Source organism: Sporosarcina sp. P2 (assembly GCF_002743255.1).
Lineage (GTDB): Bacteria > Bacillota > Bacilli > Bacillales_A > Planococcaceae > Sporosarcina.
Genome location: NZ_PDYY01000010.1, coordinates 117,880 through 142,511 on the forward strand (window position 1 = coordinate 117,880; position 24,632 = coordinate 142,511).

Consider the following 24,632-nt stretch of genomic DNA (forward strand, 5'->3'; position numbering starts at 1 on the left):
AACCGAATGAATTTTTTAGATGAGCTGAATGAATCTTTACGCACAAAATGGAAATTTAAACAACCTATGCCGATTCAGTCTCAAATGATACCCGAGATGTTGTCTGGTAAAGATATAGTAGCGGAATCACCAACAGGGACAGGTAAAACACTTGCCTATACATTACCTGTGATTCAAATGGTTGATGGGAATCTACCGAAGACACAAGCGTTAATCATCACACCATCACAAGAGCTGTCCATGCAGATCGTCAATGTGATACGCGAGTTGGTGGAAGGTACTCCAGTTACCGTAACACAGCTGATTGGTGGTGCAAACATGCAACGTCAAGTCGAAAGGCTGAAGAAAAAACCGACAATTGTAGTCGGTACACCAGGCAGATTAAATGAACTAGTAAGAGAAAGAAAGCTGAAAATGTATGATATAAAATACTTGGTTATTGATGAAGGAGATCAACTTTTGTCGCGCGAATATCGAGTACTGGTGAAAAGCTTGATTGAAGCAGCGAATCCTGAACGTCAGTTGGCCGTTGTGTCCGCTACAATTACAGATGAAATCGAACTGGTTGCTAAGCAAATGATGAAGGATCCAATTCGTTTACAAGTCAATGCGGATGAGATTCCAAATAGTGGTCAAGTAATTCATTCCTATGTAAAAGTGGATGAACGCAAAAAGACCGATGTACTTCGAGGAATCTCTGCAATATCAGGCGTGCGCGCATTAACATTCATGAATAATGTAGATCAATTGCGCATGAAAGAGCTAAAACTACTTTACAATGATGCACCAATTGCAGTCCTTTACTCTGATATGAAGAAACTAGATCGCCAGAAAACGTTAGAAGACTTCAGAAAAGGTACTATTCGCATACTGATTGCAACAGACTTAGCAGCGCGAGGATTGGACATCGAAGGGTTGACACACGTCATCCATGTCGACGTACCGCACACGGCCGAGCAATACGTGCACAGATCAGGAAGAACGGGCCGTGCAGGAGCAGACGGAGAAGTCCTAACACTCCTATCTTACTCGGAAGAACGCGACTACCGTAAAGTTTCCAAAGGCATCAAAACCGTTCAAAAAGTTTGGTACAACGGACAACTGATCGAAGGAAACTCCAAGACAGTGGAAGAAATGAAAAAAGCGGCACCAAAGAAATCAAAGCCGAAAGTTAAGAAAAAGAAATAATAAAACGAAACATCCAAACGATGATATGCAAAGACTGAAGACTGCCGGGGTATGAGGAGGCTTTTCTTCAGTCTTTTCTTTTTACTACTATATCTATTAACCAAAACTTTGTAACATAAAAATGAGTGTGCACGGAACCGTCCGCACACACTCATTTCCACTATCAATCAAGTTGAGTCAAAATTATAGGCTGATCTTTCGTCACGACAATCGTATGCTCAATTTGGGCAACTAATGACTTATCAGGCGTAACAAATGTCCAACCGTCATCCAATTCAATCACATGCTCAGCCGCCTGCGAAACGAATGGCTCCACTGCCAGAACCATACCATCCTTCAATAATGTTTTATCCCAAGGATCATAATAATTCAGAACATGCTGAGGCTCTTCGTGAAGAGACGTACCAATTCCGTGACCGGTTAAATTTTTAATCACATGTAAGCCATGATCTTTCGCCTCGCGCTCCACGGCTTTACCGATTTGATTCAAACTAGAACCTGCTTTTACTTTCAATAATGCGCGGTCCAAAGCTGATTTTGCTACATCGCATAACTTCTGTTTTTGCTCGTCAGGTGTACCTGCCACGAATGAAATACCCGTATCTGCAAAATAGCCGCCAGCTGATCCGGAAACATCTATATTCACAAGATCACCGTCTTGGATCTCGTAGCTTCCTGGAATGCCATGCGCTACTTGATGGTTGACGCTGATACATGTATAGCCAGGGAAGTCATACTGGTCGATAGGAGCAGAAACCGCACCTTTTTCAGCGAACAGACGACCTGCCATATCATCAAGTTCTTTCGTTGTGATGCCAGGTACCGTAGCTTCTTTCAACGTTTCACGGATTTCTGCAACAATTTTACCTATTGCCCGTAACCCCTCTAATTCTTCATCATTTTTTACAATCATGTTCACAAGTCCCTTCTTCCGTACAATTTATTCAATTCTACTATATCATACTTTATTATTGTTTTTTTAATGATTAGCTTGTTCATTCCATTCCTTACTTCAGGACTTTTACACCTTGATAGACATTCCAAATCAAGACGATTACAAACAATAAACTATATAAAGTGATGAATAACACAGGAATGAATCCCCAGAACATCATATTGCTGTTTGCATTTGTCAAGCTATCGGAATTAAAGGAAAAAATCGAAAAGGACATAATAATGAAGCCAGCAATTAGTAATACCATAGGGATGATATGTGAAACGAGTGCCTTTTTTGCATGACGGCGAACTTCGAATTCATCCGCAACGAAATAAATGATGATTGGCAGTAGAAGGGGGGCGAAAAAGACACTAAAATAACTAAGTGACGACAATAACTTTGAATTTGACATAGCGTAACCTCCACTCTTTAGCATGATAGTCCACACTCTAACCTATACCCTAGTTTACGGTATAATCACGAAAAAAACACGGCTGCCTAATTGGCACCGTGTTATAATTGTTTGGGCTTTGAAAAACGCTGACCCATAAATAGTATAAAACCAATTACCGCGGAAAGAAATAAAGCGGCTGTTGAAACAAATAGTTCATCGGTTCCATTTTTTATTGCAATACCGATGAAAGACCAAATGATAATTAAATTAAACATAGAGTCATGGTAGTGATACATAAAATGTAGGGCAATCGCTGTAGTGAGAGTCAAGAACAATACTGTCCATAGTGGATCACTCAAACCCCATCCTGTCCAATCGTGGAATTTGAAAGCATAGTTAGAATTCGCGATAACAGCGATGAAGATCCATGCCATGTAAGCCGAGATCGGAAGTCGTTCGCGATTCGTTCCCTCTATTTTTGCATAACTGAAATACAACACGAGTAAACAAATTAATAAAGCAATTACGCTGACGATGGCCCAATAATAATAACTATAATGCCATAATAATAGCCATGCGATATTTAAAAAACAGCTGACCGAGAACGAGATTGCACGTAAATTGGCGACAGATGATGAAAGTCTAGCTACTGTTTTGGAAAACATGTATAGCCAACAGACAAGTAACAAATCTAGCACTATCCAAATTGAAAAAACGTACTCTGCAGGCATGAATAGAACCGGTACCCGATTAGCAATTTCCCAAGTAGTCAGTCCGTTAAGTGGGATTAAATTTGCAGCGATATGAGTTCCAATCATGATGAGTAGCGAGAGTACCATCAAAATAATTCTTAGCATGATAAAATCCTCCTGAACAATAGTATACAGAGATTACGGATCGATGGAGTCGGAAAGTATGAATATTCCTTTACAAATGAGAAAATGTGGCATTCTATTGTCTTGTACATGTAAAAAATCTATAATAAGAACTAATGAATTCAGATAACTAGAACTGATTCTTCATTTCATTCGCACCGATTGGATAAAGTAGAAGATAAGAACAGAATGCTTCGAAAAGGATGAGGACAAATGATTTTACTCGAAGGGGAGCAATGCTACCTACGAATACTCACGGAAGATGACGCGTACCAATTCACCCAGCTACTTATTGCCAATAAGGAATACTGGACAGAATTTGAACCAAGACATGATAATACGTACTACACGGTAGCAATGCAACGAGATAAAATTCGGGAATCTCTTTATCAAATGCGTGACCGACGAGAATACAACTTCGGAATTTTTGATTCGGAAACAAGTATGATCATTGGCCAAATTTCATTGTATAGTATTAAACGGTTACCGTTTTCCAGTGGTTTTGTGGGGTATTCCATTGATCAGCGGCAAACTGGAAGAGGTATTGGTACTGAAGCAGTCTCACTCATTAATCAATTTGCGTTTGAAAAAGTGAATCTGCATAGGGTGGAAGCATATGTATCACCTCGTAATGTAGGTTCAGTGAAAGTATTGGAAAAAGCACAATTCCAGCGTGAAGGATTATTGCGTCAATTGCTGTTCATTAATGGTGTGTGGGAAGATCATTATATGTATGCCATTGTGGAAGGGGATTATTGAAAGGGTAAGACCCTTTTGGAAAAGTGGATGATTATATGGAAAAGCCGGCTCTTCGAATAGAAGATGCTGGTTTTTCTTGATTTTTGAGGTTTGATGGCGGTGTGGACGTGTTACGCTCAACGTTTGGTGTAAGCGCTCTTAGTTCATGACTATCCGCTCTATCAAACGGGTACCTGCTCTATCTAACCAGTCAACTGCTCTATGTCACCTGGAAACCGCTCATACCCTCGCCACGAGCGCTCACAGTCGACCCGGAACCACTCTAAAGCTCCTAAAGTCCACTTCTCCATCAACAAACAAAACCGGCCCTTCGTGTAGAAGAGACCGGTTTTTCTAAAAGCTATTTTACTGAGACAATTCTTGTGCTTCGTAACCATCTTCAATAACGTCCAGCTTGCCGTTAGCAGGGTCGATTACAAGACCATGAACATTTACGTCGGTTGGGATGAGAGGGTGGTTGCGGATCGCGTCCACACTCTTTTTCACGCTCTCTGTCACATCGCTGAAACCGTGCAACCATTTTTCCATCTCGATACCGGAATACTTCAATGTTTTGAACATGTTCGGATCAACACCGCGGTCAATCATGTTTCCTATAATGTGATCCGTGTTGATAGAGCTCATGCCGCAATCATGATGACCGATCACGTATATTTCATCTGCTTGTAATTCATAAACGGCAACTAATATACTTCGCATCAAACCGCCGAAAGGTGATGTAATAATCGCGCCAGCACTTTTAATGATTTTAGCGTCGCCATTCTTCAAGTTCATTGCTTTAGGGAGAAGCTCGATTAATCTGGTATCCATACATGTAAGGATGACAATCCGTTTATTAGGAAATTTCGTAGTGGAAAATTCCTCATACTTTTTTTCCTCAACGAAGCCTTTGTTATAAATCATGATTTCGGATAATGATGTCATTGCTTTAATCTCCTCCGTACTGTTTATAGTATGTAAAAGAAAAGAGTCGCCATTTTAGGCAACTCTAATCATGAAATCCACTTCCATTAAAACTGGAATTGAAAAATTAGTTTCTGCCTTCTGGTTTCGGATCAATAGTAATGGAGTCGTTTGAATCCATTGATCCAGATAAGAAGTGCATCGTAAACAAGGATGCAAGTCCAAGAACAACCATGTAACCGATAACTGTTGTATACATTAAAGCCATTTGAAAGCCCCTCTTTCTGAAATGTATTATGTTCTCTTATCTATTATACATGATTTTCAAGAAAATATTAAGAGCTTCTGTAAACTTCGGATGAAAAGTGACGGATTTTAGAATGCCCAATTACCGTTACGGAAAATAGGCTCTACTGTTCCGTCTTCTAGTATTCCATCAATATCCATCTTTTCAGATCCAATCATGAAGTCGACATGTGTTAAGCTTTGATTCAATCCATTAGCCTGTAGTTGTTCGGATTCCATTTCTTTCCCGCCGTCTAGGCAAAATGCGTAGGCACTTCCAATGGCCAAATGATTCGAAGCGTTTTCATCAAATAATGTATTATAGAATAACACATTCGAATTAGAAATAGGTGAGTCATGCGGAACTAGTGCTACTTCGCCAAGGAAATGTGAGCCTTCATCAGTATCGACAAGTTGTTTCAGAATTTCCTCGCCTTGAGTAGCTGTAACGTTTGTGATTTTGCCATCTTTAAATTGAAGCGTGAAGTCCTCGATAATTGTTCCTGCATAGCTAAGTGGTTTAGTGCTAGTAACAGAACCATTCACTCCAGTTTTCAACGGTGCCGTAAAGACTTCCTCAGTTGGCATATTGGCCATGAACTCATGCCCTGCCTGATTGACACTACCGGCCCCACACCATAAGTGCTTTTCCGGTAATTCTATTGTTAAGTCGGTGCCTGGAGCTGTATAATGAAGTTTACGGTAATGTTTACCATTCAAATAATCTACTTTTTCATGCAAGTTTTCATTGTGCTTTTTCCATGCCTGCACTGGATCTGGCTGATCAGCCCTTACAGCACGTAAAATAGAATCCCATAGAGCGGGTACTTGTTCTTCCGTAGGTAGTTCAGGGAAAATTTTAGCTGCCCATGCTGTCGAAGGTGCAGCAATTACTGTCCAACTGAATTTATCTGCCTGCATAGCTTGGCGGAACTTGCTAAGCGCAGTGCTGGAGGCTTTCTGATTATCGCGAATTCTACTGGATTCGATACCATTTAATAAGTCAGGGTCTTGCGATACGATTGACATGAAAGCAGCGCCTTTTTCAGCTAGCTGTTCACGCTCCATCTGTTTCCACGTAGGGAACTCAGAAAACGAATCCGCTGGTGCTTTTTCATAACGTAGACGTGTGACGACATCATCGATCCAGTCTACGAAGACTTGTCGTGCTCCTGCATCATAAGCTTTTTCAACGATCAATCGAACAAATGAAGTATTTTCAGTAGAAGCGCTGATGAATAGATATTGGTCTTGTTGAATATTTACACCCACCTTTACAGCTAAGTCGGCATAATTGGAAAGTTGATTTTGAAATTGATTCATCATGACATCTCCTTTTTACGTAATGTGACAATTCTAACAAGTGAAGTTCACAGTTCGCAACGATAATGCAATCGGGATAGGATGAAATACTCTTAACTCCCTAAGAATAGTCGACAGTTTTCCCTAAACAACATCAGAAATCAACCGAAATAATAAGAAGAATGTAGTATTTGGAGGCTTTATACATGGATTTATCCACAATTGTAGGTTTAGTATTAGGATTTGCAGCTCTCCTCGTCGGGATGACGCTTAAAGGGGTAACGCCCGATGCATTACTTAACCCGGCGGCTATTCTAATCATCATAGCAGGAACGATTGCCGCTGTTGTCATCGCATTCCCGATGAATGAATTAAAAAAGGTACCTAAATTATTTAAAATTATTTTTACTCAGCAAAAGCTTGCATCGGATGCAGAATTAATCCGTCTATTTTCTTCTTGGGCTGATATTGCTCGTCGAGAAGGGTTACTTGCCTTGGAAGCAAAAACAGATGAAATTGATGATCCGTTTTTGAAAAATGGTTTGGGTTTGGCGATTGACGGTCAGAATGCCGATTATATTCGTGATGTATTAAGTGAAGAGGTGGAGGCGATGCAGGAGCGGCATTCAGTAGGTGCACTGATCTTCTCGCAAGCCGGTACATATGCTCCTACTTTGGGGGTTCTCGGTGCTGTTGTAGGACTGATTGCCGCACTAAAAGACATGAATAATATCGATGCGTTAGGTCACGCGATTTCTGCTGCATTTATTGCGACATTGCTTGGGATTTTTACGGGATACGTCTTATGGCATCCGTTCTCCAATAAACTTGTACGAAAATCAAAAGAAGAAGTCCGTCAGAGGACAATGGTGATTGAAGGAATTCTTTCCGTATTGGAAGGGGAAGCACCGCGTGTCATCGAACAAAAATTGGCATCTTATCTTTCTGTAGAAGACCGGAAGAAGCTAGCTATTGATGGTAGCGAAGGAGCTGGTAAAGTTGGCGAAGAAGCGTAAGAAAAAGAAGCACGAAATTGAACATATTAATGAGTCCTGGCTATTACCTTACGCCGATCTTTTGACATTATTACTAGCATTATTCATCGTATTATTTGCTACGAGTTCAGTAGATGAGGGACGATTTGCAGAAGTCTCTAAAGTATTCAGCGAAATATTTGAAAGTGGTAGCGGAATCATGAGTGAGAGCGCGCCAACCACTACCCCTGTTCCACACGACTCAGTAGGGGAGCTTGATGAGAACTCCTCATATATGGAAGATCAGCAATCCTTGGGAGAAACGCAAGATGATTTGGACGAGTATATTGCTGTGAATGAATTAGAGACCCAGTTTGAGACTGAAATGACAAGTGAAGGCTTATTGCTCACAATTCGTGACAGTGTGCTGTTTAAATCAGGAGAAGCAAAAATTACTCCAGAGTATAAAAGACTGGCAAATGATATCTCTCGGTTGCTAACACTGGATAGGCCTCGCCAGGTGGTCATCACAGGTCATACAGACAACATTCCTATCAACAATGCAGAGTATTCATCCAACTGGGAGTTAAGCGTTATGCGTGCTGTAGAGTTTCTTAAAATCATTGTGGCAGACAATGAAGTCGACCCGAATCTTTTCAGTGCGAAAGGATACGGAGAGTATAAGCCAATTGTTCCGAACAATACGATAGAAAATCGCAGTAAAAACCGAAGAGTGGAAGTACTCATTCAGCCACTGGTCTTAAAAGATGGCACACCCGTCACACCGCAATAAAAAAGCGACTCCAAGTGGAGTCGCTTTTTTATTTGCGCAAAGAACCGAGTTCGGCCGCAATTGCTTGCATTTCATTCGGTGTGATGTTGTCGCGTTTCATGACCGTCTTGTACATATAGTACAAATCTTCATATTGCTCTGTACTGAAGTTTTCGGGCTTCATCGCATCCACATTTACCATGCGTAGTTTTTCTTTAATCTGTTCGATCATGTATGAGACATTCTCAGGTGATTTTGAAGACAAATCCATATTCTTACCGCCTTTCCTCTAATGAAAACAATCATTTCATGAAAGCGGTAAGCTGTCAACCGCACTGAGAAGTGTTACTTACGGGCTGCTTCACGTTCTTCGTCAATTTTCTTCTTGAAACGTCGTGTCTCCATAATGACAACACCAGACAAACCGAGCAATCCAATTAAGTTTGGAATCGCCATTAAGCCATTTAATACATCTGCTAAAATCCATACAAGGTCAAGTGATGCAGTCGCCCCTACAAATATGAATGCTACGAATATTATTCGATAAGCAAGGACTGCAGCGCGATTAGGGATGAGATATTGGAAGCACTTCTCTCCATAATAACTCCAACCTAAAATGGTAGATGTAGCAAAGAACACAAGTCCTATTGATACTAAGATCGGCCCGATACCACCAAGGAATGAGCCAAACGCTTCTGCTGTCAAAGAACCAGCATCAATGGATTTATCCTGCCATTTATTACTCATAACAATTGTGACACCTGTAATTGAACAAATGACTAACGTATCGAATAATACTTGTGTCATTGAAACAAGAGCCTGACGTCCAGGCATATCTGTACGTGCAGCAGCAGCTGCAATTGGCGCTGAACCGAGACCTGCTTCATTAGAGAAGAGTCCTCGCGCGACACCGAATCGGATTACGGTACCGATTGCACCACCGGCAATTGCTTGGCCTGTGAATGCGTCTGTGAAAATCAGACCGAATGCTGCTGGAACTTGTTCAATGTTCAATACCATAACAATCGCACCAGCAAAGAAATAGAATAGTGCCATGATCGGTACGAAAAATGCCGTCACACGACCGATTGATTTGATACCTCCAAGAATAACAAGTGCACCGAATAGTACCAATGCAATTCCTGTAATATAGTGTGGCACATCAAAAGTGCTTTTCATTACGTCTGCTACTGCTTTAGATTGTGTTCCGTTCCCAATTCCGAACGCGGCCAATGCACCGAATATCGCAAATAGTACGCCGAGCCATTTTTGCTTTAGACCATGTTCCAGATAGTACATCGGTCCACCAGCCATCAAGCCATTGGAATCTTTGACGCGGTACTTAACAGCCAAGATTGCCTCACTGTACTTTGTTGCCATACCGAAGAACCCTGCAAGCCACATCCAGAAAATCGCCCCTGGTCCACCTGCTACAACAGCAGATGCAACGCCGACGATATTACCGACACCGACTGTGGCGGCCATCGCAGTCATTAGAGCCTGGAACTGTGAAATGTCACCATCTGCTTTTTTATCATGCTTCCTTGAAAAAACTTGCTTCAGTGAATAAGGCAGTAATCTTAATTGAATAAATGTTAAACGTAGTGTTAAATAAATTCCGGTACCAATTAATAAAATGAGCAGTGGCGGTCCCCATATTAAATCGGACGCAGTAGTCAAGAAATTCTCGATCTTTTCCATTTCATCCCCCCAATTTCTCTATGATGTTAGTATCCGTTCCCAAGATTGCGAGAACCAACCCCTTTCAGTAGATTCTGTTATTTACATGTTATTGTTAATAATCTAAAAAATAGAACGTTTCGTCAAGCTTTTTTTGAATAAAGTGTAACAAAGATTGTTTGGCAAGTTGCAATATGGGTATAATGAAGTGAGACGTAAACGTGAATAAGGAGGCGAAAAATGTATGGGTTCAAGTAAATTTGGAAGATATGTATTAGGCGGGGCATTACTTGGAGCTGCAGTTAGTATGCTGGACCGTGCAACACGGCAGCATACAGTGACGACAGCCAGAACATCATATGAAAAAGTATTATATTACAAAGAAAATCCGGATATTGTAAAAAATGAGTTCCAACAGAAAAAAGAAAAAGTGCAAACTCTTGTTGATCAAGTGAAAGGTGATGTAAATTACATCAAATCACAGGTCGATGAAATCAAGACGCTGACTCCGCAAGTGAAAGAAATGTTTGCGGATACAAAGGAAGCAATTACAGAATCTAAATCAGAGTACGAGCAAATCATCGTGGATAATTCTACAGCTGCATCTTCTGTTTCAACAGAAGGGGATGCTTCATTGCCTCCGATGATCCAAAAAAAAAACGTGATTCCACTCGAGAAAAAATAACAATACAATCAGTAAATGAAAGGGGGACACATCAGTTGGATAGACAAAAAAGTGCCCCTTCTTCAAATGCTGAAAACGGAGACGAGTCTCAAACTGAAAAAGTGAAAGAATTCATCAAAGATATAAAAGACGGGGAAGAAGAGGATTTCGATCCGACAACTACGAGCGGATTTTTCAAACAATTGATTATCCGAATGAAAGAATTGGATATTTCAGCGGCTGGTTCGCAGTTAGCTTTCTTTTTCCTATTGTCTTTATTCCCTCTATTAATCTTTCTTTTTACACTACTGCCGTACTTACAGTTAGACCAAAGCCAAATCTTCTTATTTATTCGAGAGTATGCGCCAGAAGGGACAGCTTCACTAATTGAAGGAACACTTTCTGAAGTACTGGATAACAAAAGTGGAGGATTACTATCAATCGGAATTTTGGCTACAATCTGGTCTGCGTCTAAAGGCATGGGTGCAGTAACAAAAGGATTAAATGAAGCATATGAAGTTGAAGAAGATAGAAACTTTTTCGTTTCAAAAGGATTGTCGATTGTGTTTACGATTATGTTAGTCATGACTGTAATCGTCGCGTTAGTGTTACCGATATTCGGTCAACCAATCGGGCATTTGATCTTCACATTCTTAGGATTGGAAGAGACGTTCCTGACTGTATGGAATTTGGTACGATTCCTCATTCCACCATTGCTGATTTTTGCGGTATTCTCATTACTATATTGGCTAGTACCAAGTGTAAAGTTGCATTTTAAAGGAATACTTCCTGGAGCTATTTTCGCGACAATAGGATGGATCGTTACATCACTAGGCTTCTCTTTCTATATTAGTAATTTTGGAAGCTACACTAATACGTATGGTAGTATCGCTGGGATTATCGTATTAATCATGTGGTTATACTTATCAGCTATCATTTTATTGCTGGGAGGTACAATCAATTCAGTCGTGAAAAATCGTCAAGAATATAAACAACAAACCAGATAAATAAAAGAGGCTGAGACAAAACCTCAAAAGGTATGAAGGAGAAGACACCTTCATACCTTTTTTAATTCATTAAAAATTATTTATAAAGTTTAATTAGTTAGTAATCAAGAGTGTACCGAAGCGGAAAAAGGCCGACTCCTGCGGGATTCAGCGCGAATGTTGAGACCCCGCAGGAGCGCCAGCGACGAGGAGGCTCAAGCGCGCCCCGCGGAAAGCGCGCCTTTTGTAGCGTAGGGGAACGGACTTTTTTTTAAGTTATGTCCCAGCCTCTTTTTATTTTACTCTATTTTATTAAGCATCCGTAATCCATTTAAGATAACCAAGATCGTACTTCCTTCGTGTCCAATGACACCAAGAGGCAGATCCACTACCTGCATGAAGTTAGCGATGATGAGGATTGAAATGACAGCTATCGAGAAGAAGACATTCTGTTTAACGATTCGTTGCATTTTTCTCGAAAGCTTTATGGCATATGATAGGCGATTCAAGTCGTTTTGCATGAGAACAACATCGGCTGTCTCCAATGCTACATCTGTTCCTTCACCCATCGCAATGCCCGAAGTAGCGGTAGCCAGTGCAGGAGCGTCATTGATGCCGTCTCCTACCATACCTACTGTACCGTATTCTTTCAATAAATACTTAAGCTGAACGACTTTCTCTTCGGGTAGACATTCTGCTACGTACGTATCGACACCTACTTCATCCGCAATTGCATGGGCGGTCTTTTCATTATCGCCAGTTAACATAACTGTACGAAGTCCTAGAGATTGCAGAGATTTAATCGCAGAAATAGCTTCTTTTCGTAATGTATCTTGTAAAGCAGCTAACGCTACAATTCCTTGTTCGTCTCTCATGAAAATGACAGTTTTACCTTCATTCGCAAGCGATACCGCCACATTGTCTTGGAACTCTTCCACTGACTCTACTCCAACAAATTTTGGATTACCGATTAGAATATCGCCATGATCGGTCTCGGCTTTAATACCAAATCCGGGAATGTCTTCAATATGGAGGTTGCGTTCAGGTTCTACACCATGCTCTGTCGCGTAATTGATAATGGCTTTTGCCAACGGGTGATTAGAGAGTGACTCCGCGCCTGCAAATAAAGCAAGCGTCTCTTTCATATCAGCACCTTCTCGAACGATGAAATCCATCACAATCGGTTTTCCATTCGTCAAGGTACCTGTTTTATCAAAAGCGAATGCTTGCAATGTACTTAAGTGTTCTAAATGAACGCCGCCTTTAAATAACACACCTTTTCTAGCGCCATTGGAAACAGCCGCTAGCGTAGCAGGCATAATGGAAGCCATCAACGCACAAGGGGAAGCGACGACTAGCAAAACAATTGCACGGTAGAACGTTGTAGTCCAATCCCAGTTAAACAAGAAGTGGGGTAAGAACATCATAATCACAACAGCCGCCAACACAATCTTTACATAAGACCCTTCAAAACGCTCGATAAATTGTTGAGAAGGAGACTTTTCGCTTTGCGCGTTTTGTACCATCGTGATAATCTTTTGAAATAACGTCTCGGAACTAGGTTTCGTCATGGTCATGCGAATTGCACCGCTGATATTCACGGTTCCTGCAAATAACTCATCGTTTTCCTGCTTTGTCACCGGGATAGATTCCCCGTTGATAGCTGACATATCAATCGAAGTGATACCGCTTAATACTTTGCCATCGACCGGAATGCGTTCACCTGGTTTAACGAGCAAAACAGAGCCAATCGATAAAGAGTCAGTAGATACTTTTTTCTCACTGCCGTCTTCAAGGATCAACCACGCTTCCTCAGGCTGCAATTCCATCAACGAAGATATTTCATTATGGCTTTTATTGAGAGTGTAAGTTTCTAGTGCCCCGCTAATTGCAAAGATAAAAATCAGAATTGCACCTTCAGCCCAGTATCCGATAATTCCTGAACCAATGGCTGCAAAAATCATCAGCATCTCAACGTTCAGTTCCTTATTTTTTATTGTTTCTTCAATACCTTCCTTGGCTTTGGCGTAACCACCAATCAGAAACGCTATGATATACAGCGAGACAGAAAAGGATTCTACGCCATTTTTCCCCAAAGCCCATGCGGTAAGAATGATAATCCCAGATAATATAGCGGCGATTAATTCTAGACGTGCAGACCAGTCAATCGTCTGTTCAGGTTGTTCTTTTGCAAGTGTTGTCATGTATTCTCCTCCTAATTGATAATGAATTTCAATTTCATAGCTCATATTAAAGCAGTAAAGTCGATTCTACAGTAGTAGAATCGACTTTTTGGGCATCTAAATAGAATAAATATGAAGTTGTAATAGTTATTATCTACAGTATATCATTTCTGAATAAGAAGTGTTACTTATTTGTCTAATTCAAGCAAAATATTGGATGGAGTTGATAAATGAAGGGAAGTAGACCGAGAGTGTACGAAGGAATTGCAGCAAAACAATTAGTGTAGACTTCTAACTAAGTTAAGTTCAAGCAACAATTAAATTTGCGTTCGAAATCAGGCGCGATAAAAGATCTTGAAGTACACTCTCCAACTTAAGAACGTGTCAAAAGTGAACGCGGGCCCTCCCGAACGTGTCCGCCTGGAACGCAGCGCAACAGTGCATCCTCTCTCCGACAACTATTCAGGCAAATCAATTCATTCAAAAAAGCAGCGAATGAGAATTCTCGTTCGCTGCTTGCTTATTAGTTGAATACTTTTTCTTTAAACTGAGAGAGCTTCTCGAGTGATGACTTGTCGATATCAGCATGCAGGCTGTTACCATGTGAGTCCATCGTTACGACTGCAGTGAAGTCCTCTACGCGTAAATGCCATAACGCTTCAGGAATACCGAACTCCAGCAAATCGACGCCTTCTACCTCTTTAATACAGTCAGCATAATACTGTGCCGCACCGCCGATACCGTTCAAGTATACACCGCCGTGCTCTTTAAGAGCTGCAAGTGTTTTAGGTCCCATGCCGCCTTTGCCGATCACTGCGCGGATACCGAACTTCTTCATGATATCGCCTTGGTACGGTTCTTCACGCATAGAAGTTGTTGGGCCGGCTGCTTTGATCTCATACTTGCCTTCATCGTTCTTTAAAACAACGGGTCCACAGTGATAGATGACTTGTCCATTCAAATCAACTGGCGCGTCGTTGTCCATTAAGTGCTTATGGATCGCATCGCGGCCTGTGTACATCCGGCCTGAAATTTTTACAACGTCGCCAACATGAAGATCACGTACGTCTTCTTCTGAAATAGGTGCTTGCAAGTGTACAATACGTGCAGTGGATTTTGCTTCTTCAGCTGGTTGTTCGAATGCAATTTTCTCGCCTTCATTATAGTGCCAGGCCATGATTTCGCCAGTTTCTGCATTAATATTCACTGCCATACGACGATATGCCCAGCAGTTATATGCTACAGATACATAGAAGCTCGCAGGAAGGCGGTGCATGACACCGATTTTACATCCTAGTAATGTTGCTTCTCCGCCGAAGCCCATTGTCCCAATTCCAAGGAGATTGGCTTTTTCTAAGACGTAGTCTTCCAATTGTGCAAGTTCAGGAACTGGATTAACGTCTGTTACATCGCGGAATAGTTGTTCTTTCGCCAGATCATATCCAGATGAACGATCGCCACCGATTCCAACACCGATAAACCCAGCTGAACACCCTTGTCCTTGTGCCTGGTAAACCGAGTGAAGGATACATTTACGAATACCGTCCAAGTCGCGTCCTGCACGGCCAAGACCTTCTAATTCAGTAGGGAGGCTGTATTGGATGTTTTTGTTTTCACATCCGCCGCCCTTTAATATTAACTTTGCTTCTATATAGTCTTCTTCCCATTGTTCAAACTTTACAACGGGCAGCCCGATACCTAAGTTATTGCCACTATTATCGCCAGTCAATGAATCTACAGCATTCGGACGCAACTTTCCTTTTTCCGTAGCTAGCTCCAAAGCGCGTACAATTGCAGCTTTAATTTCCAATTGGTTTACCCCGATTGGTGTTTTAATCTTAAATGTAGGAAGGCCAGTATCCTGACAAATTGGAGATAGTTTATCATCTGCCATATTGATATTATTTGCAATCGTATCCAAACTCATTGCAGCGCTTGTTCCTTTGTTCTCTTTTTCCTTTGCGGTAAGAATTGCGCGTCGGACATCTTTTGGCAAATTTGTAGACGTTTCGCAAACTAATTCATATATACTCTTTTCAATTGTCTCTATGTACATCTCAAAATCCCCCGTTAGTATACGTTATTTTTTCGAATTATCCATCTGTTCTTCTAATTCATCGAGTAACATGATCAGGCGATCTATGTCCTGCAGGTCTGTGTGTTCAGGTTCAATTGCTTCTAATGTTTCAATGAATTGATTGAATCGATTTTTCAGTTCGACGACTTGTTCATTATTTTGTGATTTGTCCATACGCACACCTCTTTCTATCATTGATATCGTATACGAAAACACCATGTTTTTCAATCTGATTTTGTTATACGAGTCGTAAACTATAAAAAAAGAAAATAATAATATTTTTCATTAAAACACTTTACAATTAACTGAATAGTTGTTATAGTAAGTTTAATCAAAAGAAAAGGAGGTCGTAGTTATAGAGACGAATCGAATCCTAGACACATAACAACGAAGGAGGGGATCCGTAACAATCCAACATTGGTGATCACGTTGGATAACTACGAATGTTAACATGCAAACTGAAGATGTAGATAATAATTAGAGACCTTATCTGTTGGTTGTGTACATACAGATAAGGTCTCTGATTTATTGTGTAATGGTATTTCCTTTCTCATATTCCTCCACTAACCGATCCAGTGAATGGAATTCATAGCCTTGCTTCTTGGCATCACGGATGAAATCGGGGAGTGCCTCTGCATTATCAGCTGCTACGGTATGCATTAGAATGACAGCGCCTGGGTGTAATTGGTTCATCAATTCATTATAAGCATACGCTTTTCCTTTTCGTTGATCTCGATGCCAGTCAATGAATGCAACAGACCAGAAAATATGTCTATATCCTAGATCATTTCCTTTTTGCAGTACCTTCGCATTAAATGTCCCCTCCGGTGGTCTCGTATAGATTGTCCTCTTTAGACCAGTAGTAGCATTTACAATTTCATCTAGTTTCTTCCACTCGTCTTCCATTTGTTGTTCGGTTATATTCGCCATGTTCGGGTGATCGTATGAATGATTTCCGATACTATGGCCATCTTTCACCATACGTTTCACTAAATCACTGGCACTTTTCACATAATGTCCTGTCAAGAAAAATGTGGCGGGCGCTTTCTCCTTTTTCAGCGTGTCTAAAATGCTTTCAGTGTAGCCGTTCTCATATCCGTTATCAAATGTTAGATAGACGACTTTTTTATCTCCTTTCCCTTTGTAAATCGCGCCATAATCATCAAGCAATTTATCTAGTTCTGCTCCGGCAGAAGGGGGAACACCTTCAGTAGCTTTCTTGAAACCCCAATGAAAAGCATCAGCTTGAACAGTAAAGGGATTCATCACCACGCCAACAATTAGCAAACAAGATGCCAGTAAAATTCCTGACAAATGATGAGTCATTAAGCGTCACTCCTTTTTATTAAGCATGTGCCAATACGCTTTTTGTATGTAATGAAAAAAAAGTTTGTCAAAACGTGAGTACGTTTTAACAAACATTTGAAATCATTTTAATAAGTCTTCAAGCGCCGGTCGTAATGAAGGATAAGTAAATGTAAAGCCATTAGCCAACAACTTTTTTGGTAGTACATGCTGACCTTGCAAAACGACGATACTCTTTTCTCCCAAAGCCACTTTCATTGCAAAACTTGGAACCGGAAACCAATGTGGACGGTGCAATACTTTTCCGATTGTTTTCCCAAAAGCATTCATATGCATTGGACTCGGTGCGACTACGTTAACAGGACCTTCTACGTCATCATTCTCAATTGCGAAGAGGATTGCACTGGCTACGTCTTCAACGTGTACCCACGAGAACCATTGATTGCCTGAACCTATTTTACCACCTGCGAATAATTGATAAGGCAGTTTAATGAGTGGAAGTGCTCCGCCTTCTATACCGAGCACTATGCCGAAGCGGGTACATACAGTTCGTACACCCATTTCATTTGCCTGTCCTGCGAGATTTTCCCAATCGGATACGGTTTTGGCTAAAAAATCATCGCCGACTGCAGAGGAATCTTCGGTATATTCAGCAGTAAGTGATGTAGGATAAATGCCGATTGCACTTGCGTTCACTAGGACGCGAGGTTTCTTTGTAAGTCTTCTTATAATCCGCAAAACTTCTTGTGTAGCTGTTATTCTGCTATCGTAGATCTGCTTTTTTCGTTCTTTGGACCAGCGACTATCATCTATGGACACGCCCGCTAAATTGACGAAAGCATCAACCTGCCCGACTTCATTTTCAGGTGAAGTATGATCGGTTAACCATTGTACATATTGAATTCCATTTTGCTTCGATGAGGGTTTACGCGTTAAAATGACTACTTCATGCCCGTTATCCTTCAATTTCTCAGTCAGAATGCTGCCAATGAATCCAGTACCACCTGCAATAACCACTTTCATAAAGGTTTCCCTCCAATCTAATGAAAATTAGTACACTATTGCTGACCACCACCACTAGAAGCGGTATACTAAGATAAAGTAGGTGATGGAAACGTGCCGCTTATTACCAAAATATCACAACAAAAACGAGATAGCGAACGTTATAATATTTTTCTTGATGATCAATATGCATTTAGTGTCCATGAAACGGTCCTAGTGAAATTTGAACTCACGAAAGGAATGGAATTGGATGATTGGTCAACGGAAGAGATTGTGTATTCCGACCAGATCGAAAAGGCATTTAATCGTGCATTGCATTTTTTATCATTCCGAATGCGGAGTGAAATGGAAGTTAAAAAGAAATTGCTTGAAAAAGACTATGGGGAAGCGGTTGTTCTGGAAGCTATCGTGAAATTAAAACGACTGGGCTTTTTGAATGATGAAGCATTTTCGGAAGCTCTTGTACGTACAGAAAAAAATAGTACGTTAAAAGGTCCGAGAGCTATTCAGCAATCCCTCTATAAAAAAGGTATACCCAAAGAACTGCAAACTCAAGCATTGGAGGAATATACAATGGAAGATCAAATGGCTAATGCTATGAAGCTGGCTGAAAAGACGATGCGATCGAATAGTTCACAGCCACCAGCACAAGTTAAGCAAAAAATACAAAATACATTAGCTAGAAAAGGTTTTTCTTATCAGCAAATTTCGGAAGTTCTCAGCAGTGTAACGATCGAACGTGATGAAGATGAATGGTCCGATATCACGTCTACATTTGGCGAGAAGGCGTGGAGGCGGTACCAAAGCAAATACTCAGGATCCGATCTTAGACAGCGCGTGAAACAATCTATGTATCAAAAGGGCATTCCACTTAGTCAAATCGATCAATTTATTGAACAGAAAAGGAATGAAGAAGATGAGTACTGAAAAACATTATAGTGATATGAATGAAAACGAACTGCGCAGCGAAATCGCCAATCTAATGGAAAAAGCACGTAAGGCAGAACAGATGGGGATGATCAGTGAATATGCGGTTCACCAAAGAAAGGCAGTTCTTGTGCAATCCTATCTTGTAGATCCAGCTAGCATCAAGCCAGGCGAGATGTACCGCATTGAAGGGGACGATGGAGTCTTCTTTCAAGTAGATTACCTCAAAGGATTGTTCGCTTGGGGCTATCGCTTAGGTGGCGAGAGAGCGGAAGAAGCGTTGCCTCTTGCTATGTTGAAAGATATAAAAAGTGGAAAATAAACAAAAAAGAGCGCTCGTGCAATACTGCACGAACGTTCTTTAGTTGTTTGGAGCGAAATTAAGCTTTTTACGCAACTTTTCTTCAGAGAATATCCATCCTGTATAGGAATTGACTACTTCCAAGTCTTCATTCACATGGGCGACTGCGACGAATGGGTAGTAACCCTTACTTCGATAACGTAAATCAATTAAACGAACTTCGTAAATATGGCCTTCTTCCGAAATCGACCAACGATATAGTGGGGAGAATGAAGTGAAAGCCTGCATGTTCGGATCTTCCAATGCCACTTCAACTACGGGGGACATCGGCATCACTTCACGCTCGAATCGTTCGTAGATTGTAATGGAACGTCCGTATGCTCGTCCTACAAAATGATCAACGTCAGTCGTGGCAGCTATTCGCCACTGAAAGAAGTTCATCGTGGGTGCAGTAAATATATGCGTTGCGTTTGGAATCGTCTTCTTCACTGCATTCTTCACTGCGCTCTTAACTGCGAAGCGCAATAGGTAATAGAAGAAGATGACGACATATAATATAGACATCGTGAAGACTGGGGGTGCGCCGAACACCCATGCCAGGATCGCAATGACATGGAGTCCGAAAATAATTGGATCAAATGTATTAATGACTCCTATGGCCACCCACTTTTGAGAAAATGGGCGAAGGGCTTGTGTACCATATGAGTTAAAGATATCCACAAATACATGTGTGAATACCGCTAAAAAAGTCCAAGCCCAGACGTGAAAGAAAATGGCGCCAGGAACAAAGATAGTCAATAATATGGAAATCAGCAACGGCCATAGCATTACAGCTGGAACCGAATGCGTAATACCGCGGTGATTACGTAAATAGACAGCGTTGTTTCGAAGTTTCAACACCGTATCGATATCGGGAATTAGTGAACCGATCATAATACCCGCAAAAACGGCGCCCATTGTGGCAGGTTCAGTTGCTACGACTGAATCAGCAAGAGCCAATCCACTGATCGCAACACCCATAGCAATATGTGTACCCGTATCCAAATCATCACTCCTTTATTGGAAGAGTTGTATACTATCTATAATTATATACCCTTTATTATCATAACTAAAAGTATTTACACGAAGAAGCGAGGTCCATATGCAAATTATTGAACAAAAGAAGGCATTCCAAGATGCGTTATTAAATTGGTATGAAGCTGAAAAACGGGACCTACCCTGGAGAAGGACGGACAATCCATACTATATTTGGATTTCGGAAGTTATGTTACAACAGACACGAGTAGATACTGTAATACCGTATTATGAGCGTTTTATTGAAAAGTTTCCTACGATGCAAGATCTTTCAGCTGCACCTGAAGAAGATATCTTGAAAATGTGGGAAGGACTAGGGTATTACTCCAGAGTACGTAATTTGCAGTCGGGCGTGAGGGAAGTTGTTGAAACATATGGTGGTAAAGTCCCTAATAACCGAAAAGAAATTTCTACTTTAAAAGGTGTGGGACCCTATACGGCAGGTGCTATCTTAAGTATTGCCTATGGCGTACCTGAACATGCAGTAGACGGGAATGTTATGCGGGTATTGTCGAGAATTTTATTAATTGAGGAAGATATCGCTTTGCCGCGTAATAAAAAGTTATTTGAACAAGCTGTGATGCAATTAATTTCGGAAGAGAATCCATCTTCCTTCAACCAAGCGCTTATGGAACTGGGTGCCACAATTTGTACGCCGAATCCACATTGTTTATTATGCCCTGTTAGGGAATTTTGTATCGCCTTTGAAGAAGGAAAACAACGGCAATTGCCAATTAAGATAAAAAAACAAAAAATGAAGCATGTTACGATGGCGGCTTTCGCGATTCAAAATGAAGAGGGCAAATGGCTGTTGCAAAAACGTCCAAGTACCGGACTGCTTGCTAGCCTTTGGGAATTTCCGATGATCGAACTTCAAGATACTTCTGCAGTGGAAACATTTGAAAAAGAGAATGGATTAAAATTAAATCATATTCAAGAGTTACCGCATGTCCTTCACGTATTTTCCCATATCACATGGAATATTCATGTGTATCGTGCACAATTGGAAGCTCCACAAGCAGAAGGCGATTTGCAGTTCTTCACTAAAGAGGAAGTGGAAGCATTGCCAAAGTCAAAACCTGTCCTGAAAATTATCGAATTGCTGGAATGGTAAAAACTTTAGACCCTACCGTGAATAAAATCCTGACTTATAGGACATCATAGTGAGTACGGAGGTGAATAAAACATGCCAAACCAATCAAATCGAAATTCACAGCAAAACCCATCTATGACAGATGCGAACCAAGTGAAGAAACAAAATGCGCAATCATCGATGAATGAAGAGTTCGCTTCCGAGACGGACGTTAATCAAGTTCGTCAGCAAAACGCGCAGTCTGCAATGAACATGCAGTCTTCTTCACAAGCGATGCAGTCCTCTATGAACGAGGAGTTCGGATCTGAAACAGATGTCAATGAAGTGAAACAACAAATCAACAAAGCAGAAGCAAACAAACAAAAAGCTTCAGGAGCGCGTGCGAACCAGTATAAAGGTTCAAACTAAGCGTTAGACATCGACGACCGGTAGAAAAGGCTGTTATAAGCCATTTCTACCGGTTTTCTTGTGTGAAAAAACATGCCGTGGTCCTACTGGATTCAATCAAATACGAAATAGATGGTTGAATCGTTTTAAATTTTGGAAAGCTGTTGGTATAATAGACAAATAGCAAGAGCGGTAAGGCTCAAAGGTGGTATAAAAATGGCGATTCCAAAAGAAGGAGAAACGGTACAGATACACAGCTACAAACATAACGGCAAAATTCATCGTGTCTGGCAAGAGACACTCGTATTAAAAGGCACACGCAATATTATTATCGGTGGCAATGAACGCACGCTCGTGACAGAGTCTGATGGTCGTACTTGGCTAACACGTGAGCCATCAATTTGCTATTTCCATGCAGAAAACTGGTTTAACATCATTTGTATGCTACGTGAAGATGGTGTCTACTATTATGTCAACATGAGTTCGCCATTCGTTTACGATGAAAAGTACTTGAAGTATATCGATTATGACTTGGATGTAAAAGTGTTTCCTGATATGAGCTATTTGATTCTCGATGAAGACGAATATGCGGATCATAAGCGTCAAATGCATTATCCGGAAGTTATCGACTTAATCTTGCAGGATAACTTAAAGAAGCTTCTTGGCTGGATCAAACAAAGGAAAGGTCCCTTTGCTCCTGATTTCATTGATGTCTGGACTTCACGTTATGAATTTTATAAGCAAATTCAAGAAGAACAAAGCTAGACCTGCTTGCATTCGTGCAAGTCAGGTTTTTTTAGTAGGGGGAATAGAATGGGCGAGAGTATTAAACGTTATCTTCAATTCGTAAAGCCTTATAACTGGCAAATTGTCTTCACCGTTCTCATTGGTATTGTGAAGTTTGCTATTCCATTGTTTTTGCCATTATTAATTAAAATTGTGATTGATGATATTATCGGTTCGCCGACATTAAGTGATTCTGATAAAACGAAGCAATTATTTTATTGGCTCGGTGGCACGATCATTGTGTTTTTCTTGATCCGTCCACCTGTGGAATATTATCGTCAATACTATGCGCAATTAGTGAGTAATAAAATTTTGTTTGATATCCGCAAATCGCTTTACGGTCATTTGCAAAAGCTTGGACTTCGTTTCTATTCCAATACACGTGCAGGTGAAGTAATTTCGCGAGTTATAAATGACGTAGAACAGACAAAAAACTTCGTCATGATTGGTTTGATGAATGTCTGGCTTGATTTGGCTACCATTGTTATTGCAATTGCCATCATGTTGACTCTGGATGTGGAGCTGACACTCGTTACATTGCTCGCATTTCCGTTTTATGCGTTTAGCGTCAAGCATTTCTTCGGTAAATTGCGTCAACTAACACGCAAACGATCCCAAGCACTTGCCGATGTACAAAGTTATTTACATGAGCGTGTGGCGGGCGTCAGTATTATTAAAAGTTTTGCAATCGAAGACAAAGAGCAGGAACGTTTTGATGAAGTAAACAATAAATTTCTTGACCGGGCAATTGAACATACACGCTGGAATGCCAAAGCATTTGCAGTTGTCAATACGATTACCGATGTGGCTCCTTTACTCGTTGTTGGCTATGCTGGTTATCAAGTAATCAATGGTTCTTTAACAGTTGGAACGATGGTTGCTTTTATTGCTTTCATAGAAAGACTCTACTCACCGTTACGTCGTCTTGTAAACTCATCTACTTCCTTGACGCAATCATTTGCTTCAATGGACAGAGTACTGGACTTAATGAATGAAAAGTATGACGTGGTCGATAAAAAGGATGCGAAAGTTTTACCATCGATTGCTGGGAAGATTGAGTTTGATCGTGTCAGCTTTGCGTATGAGGAAGATGAAGTACTGACAAATATTAGTTTGAACATCCGCCCTGGCGAAACGGCTGCACTTGTTGGGATGAGTGGTGGAGGAAAATCAACTATTATCAGTTTGATTCCGCGATTTTATGATGTTACATCGGGCGCTATTCGCATCGACGGTCATGATATTCGTGACGTAAAAATTAAATCGCTTCGTGATCAGATCGGTATGGTACTTCAAGATTCAATTCTATTTAGCGATTCTGTCAAAAGTAATATTTTGATGGGGAAACCGGATGCGACAGATGAAGAAGTCATTGCTGCAGCGAAAGCCGCAAATGCGCATGACTTTATTGAAACACTGAGTGATGGATATGATACAAGGGTAGGAGAGCGTGGCGTGAAGTTGTCTGGTGGACAGAAGCAACGTATCTCCATTGCCCGCGTTTTTCTTAAGAACCCGGCATTGCTCATCTTGGATGAAGCAACATCGGCTTTGGATTTAGAAAGCGAAGCGCTCATACAGGATTCTTTGGAACGCTTGGCCCACAATCGCACAACGCTAATCGTCGCACATCGCTTATCTACCATTACGCATGCGGATTGTATTTATGTGATAGATCATGGGGACTTGAAAGAATCTGGTACTCATTCGGAGTTGATGAAACTAAACGGCACGTACGCTGGTTTGTTCAATCGCCAAGAATTTGGGGGATAATAGGG

General features: G+C 40.9%; 26 protein-coding genes. 12 read left to right on the forward strand and 14 right to left on the reverse strand.

What is annotated here, in order from left to right; all coding sequences use genetic code 11:
- Positions 1 to 6: 6 nt before the first annotated feature.
- Complete coding sequence (locus CSV67_RS11690; RefSeq protein ID WP_099631764.1) at positions 7 to 1,188, forward strand: DEAD/DEAH box helicase; 1,182 nt, start codon at positions 7 to 9, stop codon at positions 1,186 to 1,188.
- 163 nt (positions 1,189 to 1,351) lie between these two features.
- Here the strand turns inward: CSV67_RS11690 and map are convergent, their stop codons facing one another.
- From map to CSV67_RS11705, 3 genes are all read right to left on the reverse strand, one after another.
- Complete coding sequence (gene map, locus CSV67_RS11695) at positions 1,352 to 2,101, reverse strand: type I methionyl aminopeptidase (protein WP_099631765.1); 750 nt, start codon at positions 2,099 to 2,101, stop codon at positions 1,352 to 1,354.
- 94 nt (positions 2,102 to 2,195) lie between these two features.
- The gene (locus CSV67_RS11700; protein WP_099631766.1) at positions 2,196 to 2,537 is read right to left on the reverse strand and encodes a magnetosome magnetite crystal formation protein family; all 342 of its coding nucleotides are present in this window, start codon (positions 2,535 to 2,537) and stop codon (positions 2,196 to 2,198) included.
- 101 nt (positions 2,538 to 2,638) lie between these two features.
- Positions 2,639 to 3,376 carry a hypothetical protein gene (locus CSV67_RS11705; RefSeq protein WP_099631767.1) on the reverse strand — a complete coding sequence of 246 codons (738 nt, stop codon included), beginning with the start codon at positions 3,374 to 3,376 and terminating at the stop codon, positions 2,639 to 2,641.
- A 231-nt stretch (positions 3,377 to 3,607) separates the two neighbouring features.
- On the opposite strand from CSV67_RS11705, the gene CSV67_RS11710 reads away from it, so the two are divergent.
- The gene (locus CSV67_RS11710) at positions 3,608 to 4,153 is read left to right on the forward strand and encodes a GNAT family N-acetyltransferase (protein ID WP_099631768.1); all 546 of its coding nucleotides are present in this window, start codon (positions 3,608 to 3,610) and stop codon (positions 4,151 to 4,153) included.
- Between the two features lie 345 nt (positions 4,154 to 4,498).
- Here CSV67_RS11710 and CSV67_RS11715 read toward each other — a convergent pair whose 3' ends face one another.
- The 3 genes from CSV67_RS11715 to CSV67_RS11720 form a co-directional block, all read right to left on the reverse strand.
- Positions 4,499 to 5,077: a beta-class carbonic anhydrase gene (locus tag CSV67_RS11715; RefSeq protein ID WP_099631769.1), complete on the reverse strand. Its 579-nt coding sequence runs from the start codon at positions 5,075 to 5,077 to the stop codon at positions 4,499 to 4,501.
- Positions 5,078 to 5,183: 106 nt separating this feature from the next.
- Positions 5,184 to 5,324: a hypothetical protein gene (locus CSV67_RS16825; protein WP_169535197.1), complete on the reverse strand. Its 141-nt coding sequence runs from the start codon at positions 5,322 to 5,324 to the stop codon at positions 5,184 to 5,186.
- A 107-nt stretch (positions 5,325 to 5,431) separates the two neighbouring features.
- The gene (locus tag CSV67_RS11720; protein ID WP_099631770.1) at positions 5,432 to 6,664 is read right to left on the reverse strand and encodes an aminopeptidase; all 1,233 of its coding nucleotides are present in this window, start codon (positions 6,662 to 6,664) and stop codon (positions 5,432 to 5,434) included.
- A gap of 185 nt (positions 6,665 to 6,849) precedes the next feature.
- On the opposite strand from CSV67_RS11720, the gene motA reads away from it, so the two are divergent.
- Together motA and motB are read left to right on the forward strand one after the other, a co-directional pair.
- Positions 6,850 to 7,659 (forward strand): flagellar motor stator protein MotA, encoded by an 810-nt coding sequence (motA, locus tag CSV67_RS11725; RefSeq protein ID WP_099631771.1) that lies wholly within the window; start codon positions 6,850 to 6,852, stop codon positions 7,657 to 7,659.
- Positions 7,643 to 8,410, forward strand: coding sequence for a flagellar motor protein MotB (gene motB / locus CSV67_RS11730; RefSeq protein WP_099631772.1), 768 nt, complete (start codon positions 7,643 to 7,645; stop codon positions 8,408 to 8,410). The genes motA and motB overlap by 17 nt, the downstream gene beginning before the upstream one ends.
- A gap of 28 nt (positions 8,411 to 8,438) precedes the next feature.
- Here motB and CSV67_RS11735 read toward each other — a convergent pair whose 3' ends face one another.
- Positions 8,439 to 8,660 carry a DUF1128 domain-containing protein gene (locus tag CSV67_RS11735; RefSeq protein ID WP_099631773.1) on the reverse strand — a complete coding sequence of 74 codons (222 nt, stop codon included), beginning with the start codon at positions 8,658 to 8,660 and terminating at the stop codon, positions 8,439 to 8,441.
- 74 nt (positions 8,661 to 8,734) lie between these two features.
- A complete protein-coding gene (locus CSV67_RS11740; protein ID WP_099631774.1) occupies positions 8,735 to 10,090 on the reverse strand; it encodes an alanine/glycine:cation symporter family protein in 1,356 nt (451 codons plus the stop codon).
- 223 nt (positions 10,091 to 10,313) lie between these two features.
- Between CSV67_RS11740 and CSV67_RS11745 the strand changes: the two genes are divergently transcribed.
- On the forward strand, positions 10,314 to 10,754 hold the full coding sequence (locus tag CSV67_RS11745) for a YtxH domain-containing protein (protein ID WP_099631775.1): 441 nt from the start codon (positions 10,314 to 10,316) through the stop codon (positions 10,752 to 10,754).
- A 35-nt stretch (positions 10,755 to 10,789) separates the two neighbouring features.
- Entirely contained in the window at positions 10,790 to 11,740 is a 951-nt protein-coding gene (locus CSV67_RS11750; RefSeq protein ID WP_099631776.1) for a YihY/virulence factor BrkB family protein, read from the forward strand.
- Positions 11,741 to 12,018: 278 nt separating this feature from the next.
- On the opposite strand, the gene CSV67_RS11755 is transcribed toward CSV67_RS11750, so the two are convergent.
- From CSV67_RS11755 to CSV67_RS11775, 5 genes are all read right to left on the reverse strand, one after another.
- Positions 12,019 to 13,923, reverse strand: coding sequence for a heavy metal translocating P-type ATPase (locus tag CSV67_RS11755; RefSeq protein ID WP_099631777.1), 1,905 nt, complete (start codon positions 13,921 to 13,923; stop codon positions 12,019 to 12,021).
- A gap of 502 nt (positions 13,924 to 14,425) precedes the next feature.
- A complete protein-coding gene (locus tag CSV67_RS11760) occupies positions 14,426 to 15,958 on the reverse strand; it encodes a fumarate hydratase (RefSeq protein WP_099631778.1) in 1,533 nt (510 codons plus the stop codon).
- 24 nt (positions 15,959 to 15,982) lie between these two features.
- Positions 15,983 to 16,153: an SE1561 family protein gene (locus tag CSV67_RS16830; protein ID WP_099631779.1), complete on the reverse strand. Its 171-nt coding sequence runs from the start codon at positions 16,151 to 16,153 to the stop codon at positions 15,983 to 15,985.
- 351 nt (positions 16,154 to 16,504) lie between these two features.
- Entirely contained in the window at positions 16,505 to 17,245 is a 741-nt protein-coding gene (pdaA, locus tag CSV67_RS11770; RefSeq protein WP_369803176.1) for a delta-lactam-biosynthetic de-N-acetylase, read from the reverse strand.
- Positions 17,246 to 17,407: 162 nt separating this feature from the next.
- Positions 17,408 to 18,307, reverse strand: coding sequence for a TIGR01777 family oxidoreductase (locus CSV67_RS11775; RefSeq protein WP_099631781.1), 900 nt, complete (start codon positions 18,305 to 18,307; stop codon positions 17,408 to 17,410).
- 93 nt (positions 18,308 to 18,400) lie between these two features.
- Here CSV67_RS11775 and recX point away from each other — a divergent pair, with 93 nt between their 5' ends.
- Both recX and CSV67_RS11785 read left to right on the forward strand, forming a co-directional pair.
- Positions 18,401 to 19,213: a recombination regulator RecX gene (recX, locus tag CSV67_RS11780; RefSeq protein WP_099631782.1), complete on the forward strand. Its 813-nt coding sequence runs from the start codon at positions 18,401 to 18,403 to the stop codon at positions 19,211 to 19,213.
- The gene (locus CSV67_RS11785; protein ID WP_099631783.1) at positions 19,203 to 19,535 is read left to right on the forward strand and encodes a YfhH family protein; all 333 of its coding nucleotides are present in this window, start codon (positions 19,203 to 19,205) and stop codon (positions 19,533 to 19,535) included. The genes recX and CSV67_RS11785 overlap by 11 nt, the downstream gene beginning before the upstream one ends.
- Positions 19,536 to 19,574: 39 nt before the next feature.
- Here CSV67_RS11785 and CSV67_RS11790 read toward each other — a convergent pair whose 3' ends face one another.
- On the reverse strand, positions 19,575 to 20,558 hold the full coding sequence (locus CSV67_RS11790; protein WP_099631784.1) for a metal-dependent hydrolase: 984 nt from the start codon (positions 20,556 to 20,558) through the stop codon (positions 19,575 to 19,577).
- A 97-nt stretch (positions 20,559 to 20,655) separates the two neighbouring features.
- On the opposite strand from CSV67_RS11790, the gene mutY reads away from it, so the two are divergent.
- From mutY to CSV67_RS11810, 4 genes are all read left to right on the forward strand, one after another.
- Positions 20,656 to 21,702, forward strand: a complete 1,047-nt coding sequence (mutY, locus tag CSV67_RS11795; protein WP_099631785.1) for an A/G-specific adenine glycosylase — start codon at positions 20,656 to 20,658, stop codon at positions 21,700 to 21,702.
- Positions 21,703 to 21,774: 72 nt separating this feature from the next.
- Complete coding sequence (locus CSV67_RS11800; protein ID WP_099631786.1) at positions 21,775 to 22,089, forward strand: gamma-type small acid-soluble spore protein; 315 nt, start codon at positions 21,775 to 21,777, stop codon at positions 22,087 to 22,089.
- 195 nt (positions 22,090 to 22,284) lie between these two features.
- Complete coding sequence (gene ntdP, locus CSV67_RS11805; protein ID WP_099631787.1) at positions 22,285 to 22,833, forward strand: nucleoside tri-diphosphate phosphatase; 549 nt, start codon at positions 22,285 to 22,287, stop codon at positions 22,831 to 22,833.
- A gap of 48 nt (positions 22,834 to 22,881) precedes the next feature.
- A complete protein-coding gene (locus tag CSV67_RS11810; RefSeq protein ID WP_099631788.1) occupies positions 22,882 to 24,627 on the forward strand; it encodes an ABC transporter ATP-binding protein in 1,746 nt (581 codons plus the stop codon).
- Positions 24,628 to 24,632: the final 5 nt, after the last annotated feature.

Coding starts and splice junctions, on each gene's coding strand:
- CSV67_RS11690 (WP_099631764.1), top strand. CDS start 7: ATGAATTTTTTAGATGAGCTGAATGAATCTTTACGCACAAAATGGAAA.
- map (WP_099631765.1), bottom strand. CDS start 2,101: ATGATTGTAAAAAATGATGAAGAATTAGAGGGGTTACGGGCAATAGGT.
- CSV67_RS11700 (WP_099631766.1), bottom strand. CDS start 2,537: ATGTCAAATTCAAAGTTATTGTCGTCACTTAGTTATTTTAGTGTCTTT.
- CSV67_RS11705 (WP_099631767.1), bottom strand. CDS start 3,376: ATGCTAAGAATTATTTTGATGGTACTCTCGCTACTCATCATGATTGGA.
- CSV67_RS11710 (WP_099631768.1), top strand. CDS start 3,608: ATGATTTTACTCGAAGGGGAGCAATGCTACCTACGAATACTCACGGAA.
- CSV67_RS11715 (WP_099631769.1), bottom strand. CDS start 5,077: ATGACATCATTATCCGAAATCATGATTTATAACAAAGGCTTCGTTGAG.
- CSV67_RS16825 (WP_169535197.1), bottom strand. CDS start 5,324: ATGGCTTTAATGTATACAACAGTTATCGGTTACATGGTTGTTCTTGGA.
- CSV67_RS11720 (WP_099631770.1), bottom strand. CDS start 6,664: ATGAATCAATTTCAAAATCAACTTTCCAATTATGCCGACTTAGCTGTA.
- motA (WP_099631771.1), top strand. CDS start 6,850: ATGGATTTATCCACAATTGTAGGTTTAGTATTAGGATTTGCAGCTCTC.
- CSV67_RS11735 (WP_099631773.1), bottom strand. CDS start 8,660: ATGGATTTGTCTTCAAAATCACCTGAGAATGTCTCATACATGATCGAA.
- CSV67_RS11740 (WP_099631774.1), bottom strand. CDS start 10,090: ATGGAAAAGATCGAGAATTTCTTGACTACTGCGTCCGATTTAATATGG.
- CSV67_RS11745 (WP_099631775.1), top strand. CDS start 10,314: ATGGGTTCAAGTAAATTTGGAAGATATGTATTAGGCGGGGCATTACTT.
- CSV67_RS11755 (WP_099631777.1), bottom strand. CDS start 13,923: ATGACAACACTTGCAAAAGAACAACCTGAACAGACGATTGACTGGTCT.
- CSV67_RS11760 (WP_099631778.1), bottom strand. CDS start 15,958: ATGTACATAGAGACAATTGAAAAGAGTATATATGAATTAGTTTGCGAA.
- CSV67_RS16830 (WP_099631779.1), bottom strand. CDS start 16,153: ATGGACAAATCACAAAATAATGAACAAGTCGTCGAACTGAAAAATCGA.
- pdaA (WP_369803176.1), bottom strand. CDS start 17,245: ATGAATCCCTTTACTGTTCAAGCTGATGCTTTTCATTGGGGTTTCAAG.
- CSV67_RS11775 (WP_099631781.1), bottom strand. CDS start 18,307: ATGAAAGTGGTTATTGCAGGTGGTACTGGATTCATTGGCAGCATTCTG.
- CSV67_RS11785 (WP_099631783.1), top strand. CDS start 19,203: ATGAGTACTGAAAAACATTATAGTGATATGAATGAAAACGAACTGCGC.
- mutY (WP_099631785.1), top strand. CDS start 20,656: ATGCAAATTATTGAACAAAAGAAGGCATTCCAAGATGCGTTATTAAAT.
- CSV67_RS11800 (WP_099631786.1), top strand. CDS start 21,775: ATGCCAAACCAATCAAATCGAAATTCACAGCAAAACCCATCTATGACA.
- ntdP (WP_099631787.1), top strand. CDS start 22,285: ATGGCGATTCCAAAAGAAGGAGAAACGGTACAGATACACAGCTACAAA.
- CSV67_RS11810 (WP_099631788.1), top strand. CDS start 22,882: ATGGGCGAGAGTATTAAACGTTATCTTCAATTCGTAAAGCCTTATAAC.